Source organism: Micromonospora sp. NPDC049230, assembly GCF_040647875.1.
In the GTDB taxonomy this organism is placed as follows: Bacteria; Actinomycetota; Actinomycetes; order Mycobacteriales; family Micromonosporaceae; genus Micromonospora.
In genome coordinates this window covers 26,364-36,310 of sequence record NZ_JBEZCZ010000055.1, presented here as the reverse complement: position 1 = coordinate 36,310, position 9,947 = coordinate 26,364, and the positions used below count along the sequence as shown (strand labels likewise).

The 9,947-nt window shown below is 67.0% G+C and carries 6 protein-coding genes; all 6 read right to left on the bottom strand.

Translation table 11 applies throughout. The annotated features are described in order from the left end of the window. Window positions 1-175 precede the first annotated feature (175 nt). Window positions 176-3,034: a glycoside hydrolase N-terminal domain-containing protein gene (locus AB0A95_RS31375; RefSeq protein ID WP_357559344.1), complete on the bottom strand. Its 2,859-nt coding sequence runs from the start codon at window positions 3,032-3,034 to the stop codon at window positions 176-178. Between the two features lie 355 nt (window positions 3,035-3,389). Further along, the gene (locus tag AB0A95_RS31370; RefSeq protein ID WP_357559343.1) at window positions 3,390-4,841 is read right to left on the bottom strand and encodes an RICIN domain-containing protein; all 1,452 of its coding nucleotides are present in this window, start codon (window positions 4,839-4,841) and stop codon (window positions 3,390-3,392) included. A 643-nt stretch (window positions 4,842-5,484) separates the two neighbouring features. After that, the gene (locus AB0A95_RS31365) at window positions 5,485-6,525 is read right to left on the bottom strand and encodes a hypothetical protein (protein ID WP_357559342.1); all 1,041 of its coding nucleotides are present in this window, start codon (window positions 6,523-6,525) and stop codon (window positions 5,485-5,487) included. Then, entirely contained in the window at window positions 6,522-6,860 is a 339-nt protein-coding gene (locus AB0A95_RS31360) for a PadR family transcriptional regulator (protein ID WP_239559670.1), read from the bottom strand. Before AB0A95_RS31360 ends, AB0A95_RS31365 begins: the two co-directional genes overlap by 4 nt. Before the next feature lie 1,106 nt (window positions 6,861-7,966). Continuing rightward, window positions 7,967-8,716, bottom strand: a complete 750-nt coding sequence (locus tag AB0A95_RS31355; RefSeq protein WP_357559341.1) for a hypothetical protein — start codon at window positions 8,714-8,716, stop codon at window positions 7,967-7,969. Between the two features lie 173 nt (window positions 8,717-8,889). Next, window positions 8,890-9,909, bottom strand: a complete 1,020-nt coding sequence (locus AB0A95_RS31350) for an XRE family transcriptional regulator (protein WP_357559340.1) — start codon at window positions 9,907-9,909, stop codon at window positions 8,890-8,892. Between the last annotated feature and the right edge of the window lie 38 nt (window positions 9,910-9,947).

Below are 9,947 nucleotides of genomic sequence, written 5' to 3'. Positions count from 1 at the left end.
CACGGTGCCGAGGGACACCCCGGCGTGCCGCGCCACCTCCTTGATGCCTGCCGTTGCCATCGCTCCCTCGCCGGTCTGCGCCCAGGGTCGCGGCGTGTCGTATCCGGACGAAACCGCAACGCCGCCGGTCGTCGTCGGGCCCCCCGTAGACCGGCCAGTCCTGACGAAACAGGTCCTAGATTCGTTGGAGCTTGAATCGCTGGTTGGCGCCGGTGCCGGGTGTCCACTGGGAGATGCGGGCCCCGTCGGCGGTCGAAGCCTGCCAAACGTCCATCGCCAGACCGCTCTGCCGGTTGATGAGTCTGACCACCCCGCCGCCCTGGTCGTCGACCCGCCATTGCTGAGTGGCGGCGTTGGGTGCGTCGGGTTGCTGGGTGATGTCGGCGCCGGTGCTGTTGCTGGCGGCTTGCAGGAACAGGCCGCTGTGCCGCGCCCTGATCCGGAAGTGGCCCGCGTCTGCCGGCACAAACTCGAACTGCTGGTTCTGCCCGCTGCCGCTCTGCCACTGGATCAGCAAGCCGCCGGCGGCGGTGGACGCACCGTTGATGTCGGCGGCCTTGCTGCTGTGCTGGGCCACGAGCCGGTAGTACGCACCGACCTCGACCGGCCCCGAGTTGACCCCGGACGCGCGGTAGGTGTGGCCGGCCTGGCCGGTGAACTCCACGAGATCGGCCTCGATCCGCGTCGGCTGGACGGCGCTGCCGCTCGTCTCGTCGCGCAGTTCGAAGGTGCCGGCGAAGATCCGGTTGCGAACGCGGATGGGGCCGGCGCGGTCGGGAACGACGACGAGCTCGATTCGGCTGCTGCTCCACGTGGCGCCGACGGTGTGTCCGCCGCGGCCCCGGAGCCCGGTGACCTGCCCGGTTGGCCAGGCGGATGGTAGGGCGGGCAGGAGGTGCAGTTCGCCGGTGTGGCTTTGTAGCAGCATTTCGGCGATGCCGGAGGTGGCGCCGAAGTTGCCGTCGATCTGGAAGGGCGGGTGCAGGTCGAACATGTTCGGTGCGAGCCGGTCGGTGCGGACGAGGTCGCGGAGGAGCTTGTGGGCGCGGGTGCCGTCTTCCAGTCGCGCCCAGTAGTTGATCTTCCAGGCGAGTGACCAGCCGGTGCCGTCGTCGCCGCGCAGTTCCAGGGTCTGTCGTGCGGCCTGGTGCAGCTGTGGTGTGCCGCGTTTGGTGATCTGGTTGCTGGGGTGCAGCCCGTACAGGTGGGAGACGTGCCGGTGGGTCCGTTCGGTCTCCACCCAGTCGGCGAGCCATTCCTGGACGTTGCCGCGGGACCCGACCCGCGTCGGTGGCAGCCGGTCCCGGGCGGTTAGTACCTGGGCGCGGTAGGTGGCATCCACGTTGAGGACCTCGGAGGCCCGTGCGACGCCGTTGAACAGGTCACGCAGGATCTGGTTGTCCATCGTCGGCCCCGCGCACACGCTGGCGTTCGTGTGATGACGCAGCTCGGGCGAGTTTGACGGGTTGGTGACCAGGTAGCCGAGCGTCGGGTGGCTGACCAGCGTGTCGAGGAAGAACTGGGCAGCGCCCTTCATCGCCGGGTAGTTGGCGCGTAGGAACTCGATGTCCCCGGTGAACTGGTAGTGGTCCCAGATCATGGTGGCCAGCCAGGCCCCGCCGGTTTGCCACATTCCCCACAGGGCTTCGTCGACCACTGACGAGCCGCGCCACGCGTCGGTGTTGTGGTGGGTGACCCAACCCCCTGCGCCGTACTGCGCCTGAGCGGTGCGGGCGCCGGTCACCGTCAGATCTTTGATCATGTCGAAGACCGGCAGGTAGCACTCCGCCAGGTTGGTGGTGTCGGCCGGCCAGTAGTTCATCGGCAGGTTCGCGTTGATTGTGAACTTCGAATCCCAGGAGGGGGCCATCTGGTCGTTCCAGATCCCCTGTAGGTTCGCCGGCTGGCTGCCCGGCCGTGAGGAGGAGATCAGCAGGTAGCGACCGTACTGGAACAGCAGCGCGGAAAATTGCGGATCGTTGACGCTCGCGTGCTGCGCGATCCGCACGTCGGTGGTTTGGTCGGCCGCCGTGGTGCGTCCCAGATCGATCGACACCCGGTTGAACAGCGCCTGGTAGTCGGCCACATGTCGGCTGCGCAACTGGTCGAAGCCGACGGCGCGGGCCGCGTCGAGGTGCCGCCGCGCGATGCCCTGGTAGTCGCCGTTGACGGTCCGGTAGTTGACGTAACTGGATCCGATCGACACCAACAGGGTGACGCTTGTCGCGCCGGAGACCCGCAGCGTGCCGCCGGAACTGCTGACCGTACCGCCGCTCACCGCGGCATTGGCCAGAGCAAGGAACCGGACCTGCCCGGTGATGCCCTCCATGTTGCCGGAAACACCGTCGAGGCCGATCGTGGCGGCGTCCGGGCTGGACACGGTCGTCCGTTGCGGGCTGCCGAACGTGGCGGTGAACGAGATCGCGTTAGCCCGGTCAGCGGTCAACCGCATCACGATCACCTGGTCCGGTGCGCTCGCGAAGACCTCACGTTGAAAGCGCACCCCGTTGAGCACGTAGCCGGTGGTAGTGGTGGCCGTGGTCAGGTCGAGGGTCCGTTGGTACTGCGACGCCCCGCTGGCACTGCCAAAGGCCAGCCGCAGGTCGCCGACCGGCTGGTACGCCAACTGCCCGACCGGACTGCCCAGCATTGTCTGGTTGATCAGATCCTGCGCCTGCGTCCACTGATCGGCGAAGACCCGCCGCCGGATCTCCGCCAGGTTGGCCGCACCACGGGTGTTGGCCGAGTCGTACGGGCCGCCGGCCCACACGGTGTCCTCGTTGAGCTGTAGCCGCTCGGTGTCGACATTCCCGAACACCATCGCGCCCAACCGACCGTTGCCGATCGGCAGAGCCCGTAACCAGTCCGTACCCGCCGCCTCGTCGTACCACAGCGCCAGGTCGTTGGCTGCCAGCACCTGTGGGGGTGCGGTCGACCCGGCCCGAGCGGCTGCGGTCCAACCCGCCGGCAGCAGCATGACACCAGCCCCAGCCGCCCCGGCGCCGAGGAGTCTTCTCCGTGTCACTTCAGACATGTTGTCTCCTTCACGCAGCCCAGCGATGCAGCGGCGGCCCCACGTTGACGAGGACGTCGCCTGAGTTTTCGAGGGTGTTACGGCGTACACCATTCATCAGACGTAATATGTTAAGCATCGAAATCAAGGATGGTCAATGCGTTGCGGTGGGGCCACCGGCGATGCTGTCGCCCCGACCGTCCGCAGCTCGTGAAACCAGCTCACTCCGGTCGCGTCATCGCCCCTGCGGAGTCGGCGCGCAAGAGGCGGTCGACTGACGGGTACGCCCCTAAAGGTCAGACGTGTCCTCTGGCCGGGCCGGTCCCAGCGGCCCGTCGCCCGGAGCCGCTGCGACCGGTGCCGCTGACCTCCTGGCTCAGGCATCAAGGATCTGCCATTCCTGGCTGATCTCGCCGCTGACCGGTTGCTGGACCACCCTGGCGCCGTCCGCGGTGGAGCCGCCTTCGACCCCGACACACCATCCGTTGCTCACGTTGACGAGCCGGTGGTACCCGCTGGTCGTCGCCGGTACGAGATTCCACCACTGGTTACGTCCGCCGTTGTCGGCCCATTGCACGAGTGCCGCGCCCTGGCCCGAGCCACCTGGACTGTCCAGGACCTTCCCGCTCTTGACACCGGGCAGCCGGAATGAGCCATCGCTGTTGGGCAGCAGCCGCCACTGCTGGTTGGTCGCGCCAGTCCACGGCCACTGGATGACAGTTGCCCCGTCCGTGGTGGAGCCGCCGCTGACGTCCAGCACCTTTGCGCTGCGCCGGTTGACAAGTCGTACGCCGCCGGCGGCGGCCGGCAGACCGACGACGACCTGTATCTGTTGCCCGGCCGTCAACGAGATCACCCGGGCATTCGGGCCGAGCGGCGAGGAGGTGACAGTCGCGGACGTGGTGATGGATGCCATCCCGCGCCGGCTGAGGAGGGTGATCGCCTGGGTGATCGTCGAGGTGAGTGCCACGGTTACCGAGCGGCCAGGAAGATCCCAGGTGAGGCTGTGGATGCGGACCTGGTTGCGTCCGCGGACCCCGGTGATGGTGCCCCTGGCGAGCTGGCTGGGCACGGCGGGCAGCAGCTCGATGATGCCGGGCCTGGTGTACACGAGCGCTTCGCTGAGCACTGCCGGCAGCGTGTTGGCGGCATCGGCGTTGTAGGTTTCCAGGTTCGGGTTGTGTGCCGTCATCAGCGACCGGAAGAGCATGTTGTTGCCGATGATCTTCCGGAGGTTGCTGTAGACGCCGGCACCGTCCTTGAGTCGAGCGTAGGCGAGGGCTCGATGCAGGCTGCCGTGCGCGGAGGTGTTCTCGTCACCCCGCAGCGCCAGGGCCCTGAGCGCGGCGGTGACCAGCCCGAAAGCCTCCTCCGGATTGATCTCGTGCAGGGGCCACGCGCCGTACAGGTGATGCACGTGCCGATGGTTGTAGCGATCCGTCAGGCCCGGCCAGGACCATTCGGCGAGGGCGCCGCTGCCGTTGGTGGTGTAGGGCGGGAGCTTCGCCAACAGGGCCGTCCAACGTGCGACGCCTTGGCCGGCGCCCTGTTCGACACCGAGCGTGTTGGCGGCCTCGACAGCCGCCCGCAGGGCGTGCCTGCCGGCCTGGATGTCACCGGTGGCGTTGATCGCCAGCAGGACGTTCGTGCTGGCCGGCGAGTTCTCCATCGAGAACGACGGCACGAACACCACGCGACCGGCCGAGTCGGTGCGGGTCAGGAAGTCCTCGTAGAACAGCGCCAGCTCCATCAGCGCCGGTCCCAGCTTCTCAACCAGGAACGTCCGGTCCCCGGTGGCCTGGTAGTACTCCAGCAACGGGTAGAGCAACCAGTCCGCCCCCCACCGCCGTACAGGTTGCGAGCGTTGGTGCGCCAGTGTGCGAGCTGGCCGAGGATCAGGTTGAAGTAGCCCTGCATGGCATCGGTGAGGTCGAGAATGTTGCCGCCGGCGACCTGGAGGTTGATGTTGGCGTCGGTGGTGAAATCGTCGGCCCAGGTGCCGGCCCAGATTCTGTGCGGCGTTGCTGCGATCGCTTGCCGAAGATCAGCTGGAACGGTGCGGGTCCAGCGTTGCAGGGTCTGGTACGACGAGGATCACGACAGGATCCTTCACCTCTGACGGGCGTGCGTCCTCGGCTGGACCCACCACAGCCACTCGCCCACTACTGATACCCGACCGGAAGTCTCTCACCGCTGCTGCGGATCGGCGACATCCGACAGGCCAGTGGCATCCACGCCTGCCGCCCCGACCGAATCGTTGCCCTACGCCACGGCGTCTTGGTAGCTGCCGGGCCGCGACGCCTCTACCGCCAGCGGCGGTTCGCAGCCCAGGATCCCGGATGAGACTCCCGGCCATAGAACCGCCGACCAACGCGGCACCGATGCCGCAGCCTCGAGGGGACCTGTGGCTCGGATGGCAGCATCATCGCGGCTACTTCTGATCTTGGTCGAGGTTGGCCTCGTGGGTCAGATTACTGGCTGAGCCCGGGTCGGTGGCGAGTGCGGGCCGGGCCGGGGCGGGGCGGGCAGAGCACGGCCACGGCGATGGCTGCTGTTATCGCCGCCCCGGCGGGGTAGGCCATGCCGCCAAACTCGTCGGTGGGCACCAGGCCACGCCAGAACGGCGAGTCAGGCACGGCCGTGTCGGACAGTGTGCCCACGAATTGCAGACTACCGAGCAGCCAGGCGGGGATCAGCAAGACGAGACCGCCAATGGCGGCGGTGGCCGCGAGAGCAGCGACCCACGGACGGTGCTCGAGACGGCGGCTGGCCCAGCCGGCTAGCAGCCAGCCGGCCAGCATACCGAGCAGGCCGACGGCGAGCGTCGAACCGGTGAGCCACCGCGGTTCCGCCCGGTAGATCGAGACCCTGAGCCCGCCTTCGGCGGACGCTGCGTCGAAGTAGTCCTCGAACGACAGCACGAGTGCGCCGTTGCGTGCGGTCAACGCCTGCGAGTTGTTTTGCCGGGCGCCGGTTTCGATGTCGGTCGGGCTGGTCGAGTAGGTGTCGGTGACGCGCCAGCCGGCCGCCTCCAGGCGTTGCTGCAGGCCGGCTAGATAGGCATCGACGTCCTCGGTCGCAGGCGTTCGATCGGTGAGGTAGCTGACCGACGCCGCATCGGTCTCACCACCGTTGTTGCGGAAGGGGACGTCCGACCTTCCGTACGACTGTGCCGATAAGCCTGGGGTGAGCATCTGGGCGAGCTGAGTCCACGCTGCGCCGGTTGGAAGCGCCGGCGCCGCCTCCCAACCAACACGGTTCGCCAGCGACGCGCTCAGAAAACCGGAGAAAATTGAGGCGAAGAGTGCCAGCACGACCACGCCTCTGCTAAGTGGGCGACCGAGTCGGGCCCGCATGCCTTGCCGAAGCAGGTTGAGCGTCTCAATAGGGCCGGGCCGGACGTGTCCGGCCTCGGCGGCCATGAGCAGCGTGTCTGCCAGTTCTCCGCGACGTGAGCCCTTCGGGTAGACGTGCAGCAGCAGGCGATATCCGGTGGCGAGGCGGCGGCTCATGCGAACGCCGGGCCAGGCCGCGTGGCGTTCAGCCGCCGCGATGCGGTGCGAACGTTGTGGGCCAATCGCGCTGTCTCCTCGGCGAGTGCCGCCGCGCCGCCGTCGGTGAGGCGGTAGTAGCGCCGAGGACGCCCTTCAACGGTCTCCTCTCTGTCGATCGCGACCAGTCCTTGGGCGGCTAACCGGTCCAGCGCCGCATAGAGGGTGCCGGCCTGCAACCTGACCTGGCCTTCGGAGAGCGCCTCGGCCGTCTGGATCACGCCGTACCCGTGTCGTGGTTGATCGACCAGTGCGGTAAGGATCCAGAACGTCGGTTCTCGCATGGCCTTCGACATGATCGCCAATATAAAGATTATCTGACTATGGTGCAACGGCACTGGTGCCGCGCCAGCCGGGGCGCTTACATCGCCTGCTTGCAATCCGGGCCGCGCCCCGCGACCGGCAGACCCGAACAAGCCACACGAGCACTCTCCGGTGGCCGGAGGAAGCACGATCGGCCACTGCATCGCTGGCCAACGCTGCTATCGCAACGTCCCGAACAGCACGCACGTCGGCTACTGGCTCGCGGCCGCCGTTCATCCGGTGGTCTCGGTTGTCGGCCTCGCGCTCGGTCAGGCTGGGGTCCGACGGTGATCGGCGACACGACTGTTTCGATGCGACCACGTCCGAATGATCAGATGAGCGCACATCGGCATGAGCGGACGCTCGGTGGGGAACGAAGTAGTCGGTATCACGGCGGAGTCCGAGCGCCCCGGGGTTAGCGCCCCGTGGCCCTCTGACGGCGTGTATGGACGGAACGTCTTTGATCATCGATGGTGTGCGCGGTGTGTGCTCTCCAGCGAATGCCAACCTGGGCGAACCGGTGCCAACGCGGGTCACCGCAGCCGACCGCCGGTCGCAAACCGGGTTTCGTGTGCTCGGCGTGTGGTCGTGGGCTGGGAGAACGGCGGTCCGGGGAACGTTGGTGAACGTCGCCTACTCCCTGCCACCCCAGGTGAACCCCATGTCGCTAGACTGTGCCCTCGCGCCCCCGTAGCTCAGGGGATAGAGCATCGGTTTCCTAATCAGCTACTAATTGCGTAGCCGCAGGCCGTTGACCTGCGGATTCTTACTTCCCGTGGATCGACAATTGGTCGCAGGGCGGCACTGCTGTGATCGGTTGCTGAAGATTTGCGGGCAAGGCCTCTGGCCTGCTCAGAGTGCGGATGCGCGATAACGTCCATCGATCGTATCGGCTCCCGGTCCCAGGGCATCGCGTGTTTTTGACTGCATCGTTGGACCGCAACATCTGGCGTGCGCTGCGGTCCGGTCGATGCAGCAAGAGAAGCGTCCAGCAGGCCGGCTGGACGGCACTCTTGCCGACTCGGCGGCGTGGTGGCGGTTCGGGAGCCTCACGCTGGACGGCATCAAGAATCTCGCAGTCAACCCGCCAGCGCCCTGTTCAGGCGTTTTGGTCGCGTGGATCTTCGATGAAGGCCAGGAAGGATCGACCGAACCGCGTGACCGCGTCCAGCCGGACATGGTGGGCGAAGTATCGGTGATCGTTGTTGTACCCGGCTTCGCTGAGTGCGCCGACGTCGAGCAGTCCCTCGTCCCTGAGGCGCTCGCACTGCTTCTCCAGGAGCACCTCCGCGTCGCCGCTGTCGTAGCCTGGTGGCTGCCCCGGCGAAAACCGATGCGCGATATCGGCGACAAGCACCAACTCGGATTCCAAGAAATCCTGCTCGTTGCCGACGATTTCCTCGCGGTACTGAGGGTCTGCCAAGAATTTGAGCAAACGCAGTGCAACTGGCGGGAGTTGATCGACTAGATCAAAGAAGACATGCAGTTGATCTTCGTTCGGGTCGCCAGCAAGGGCAGTATTGAGCACCGCGTTGCGGAGCAACTCGCGCTTCTCTCGGCGACTCCGTTCGACGATCCGGGTTCCCGCCGACACTGCGTCCATAAACGCCTCGTTGTCCGCGAGGTGCTCGAAGTCGCCCACGCGTTCCTTCAGCTCATGCAGGGCGACGGCCAGGTCGGTGAGCCACTCCTCCATGCGCCGGTTGTGCTTTCGCACGAGCACGTCGGCGAGCGCAACCCCGAGCGGCCCGCCAACACCAGGGATCGCGGCGACCACCATCTCGGCGGTCTTGCTCAGTCCTTGCCGGCGGTCGCTCTGCGCGGGCGGTCTCAACTCCATGGTGAACATGATGGACGACGCTGGCCACCTCGATCGGTCACTCGGTCCGGCTCGGCCCGCGCGAGGGCGCCTGGTTGGCGGCGCCGTCGAGGGTAAATCGGTGTGGACGATAGACCACGCCAGGTTCGTCGTTGGTCCGGTGGGTGCGCCCTTGACGGGCCGGTTGGTCAGTGACCGCGCGGCTACGCGGCTGCGGCGAGTGCGGAGATGACAGCGGTGGGCATCTGTTGGCGGGCGGTTCCGCTCGCGGTCGAGGTGAGGAAGTTCAGGAGGTGGCAGGGGCGCTCGGGGGTGCCGAGCGGGACTGGTTCGACCCGTCGCCATCCGCGAGCCGAGGCGGCCTTGATTGCGGTTAGGTAGGTGCCTTCGCTCATGCGGCCGAGCGTGCGGGCGCGCATCAGCAGCGCGGCCAGCGAGACCTGCCAGTAGCGCTTGAGTTCGAACAGTCTTGACCAGTCGACAGTGTTGGGCAGCTGGTCGGCGATCTCGTCGGCAGGCATGAGGAACGCCGCGGCGAACGTGTGTGCCTGTTTCTCGACTTCTTTGACCCCCCAGATCTGCTCGCCATGGAGCACGAGGTGGCCCAGTTCGTGGGCGGCGTCGAAGCGTGATCTGGCGCGGTCGTTCTTGTCCGTGCCGAGTACGACGACCGGGTGGTCGTTGAATGGCAGGGAGAACGCGTCGACGTCGGTGCTTCCTAGCGGAAGGCGGATGACGACGACGCCGTGGTGTTCGAGGAGGTCCACGACGTTGCCGATAGGTCCGGGGGGTAGTTTCCACTCCTCGCGGACCTGCCCGGCGATGCGCTCGATCTCCTCGCCGGCGGCATCGAGGCTGTTGATTCGGATCTGCGGGACGGCTCCGCTGGGGAACTGCCCGGCGGCGGTGGCGTGGACCGCGAGGTCGTGGGCGACGTGGGCGACGGCACGCGCCCGGCGCCGATCGGCGACCGCGGTGCGGCGCAGCGATCGGAAGAATCCCTCGTGGGTCTCCACGAGGGGCTGGTGGAAGAACTCGACCGGCACGTCGAGTGTCACGCTCAGGACGTTGAGCGTCTCGGGACTGGGCCGGGCTGCGCCGCTCTCGAACTGGCTGACAGCGGCTGCTGAGACGACTACCTGCCCAGCGAGGTGCGCCTGGCTCAATCCGGCTAGCTCCCTAGCCATCCGCAGGCGTGCCCCCTGGAACCCCGGCGCGCTCACTGTGTCTCCTCCGTCCTTGATCTTGCATCCGATTCTGG

Coding starts and splice junctions, on each gene's coding strand:
- AB0A95_RS31375 (WP_357559344.1), bottom strand. CDS start 3,034: ATGTCTGAAGTGACACGGAGAAGACTCCTCGGCGCCGGGGCGGCTGGG.
- AB0A95_RS31365 (WP_357559342.1), bottom strand. CDS start 6,525: ATGAGCCGCCGCCTCGCCACCGGATATCGCCTGCTGCTGCACGTCTAC.
- AB0A95_RS31360 (WP_239559670.1), bottom strand. CDS start 6,860: ATGTCGAAGGCCATGCGAGAACCGACGTTCTGGATCCTTACCGCACTG.
- AB0A95_RS31355 (WP_357559341.1), bottom strand. CDS start 8,716: ATGTTCACCATGGAGTTGAGACCGCCCGCGCAGAGCGACCGCCGGCAA.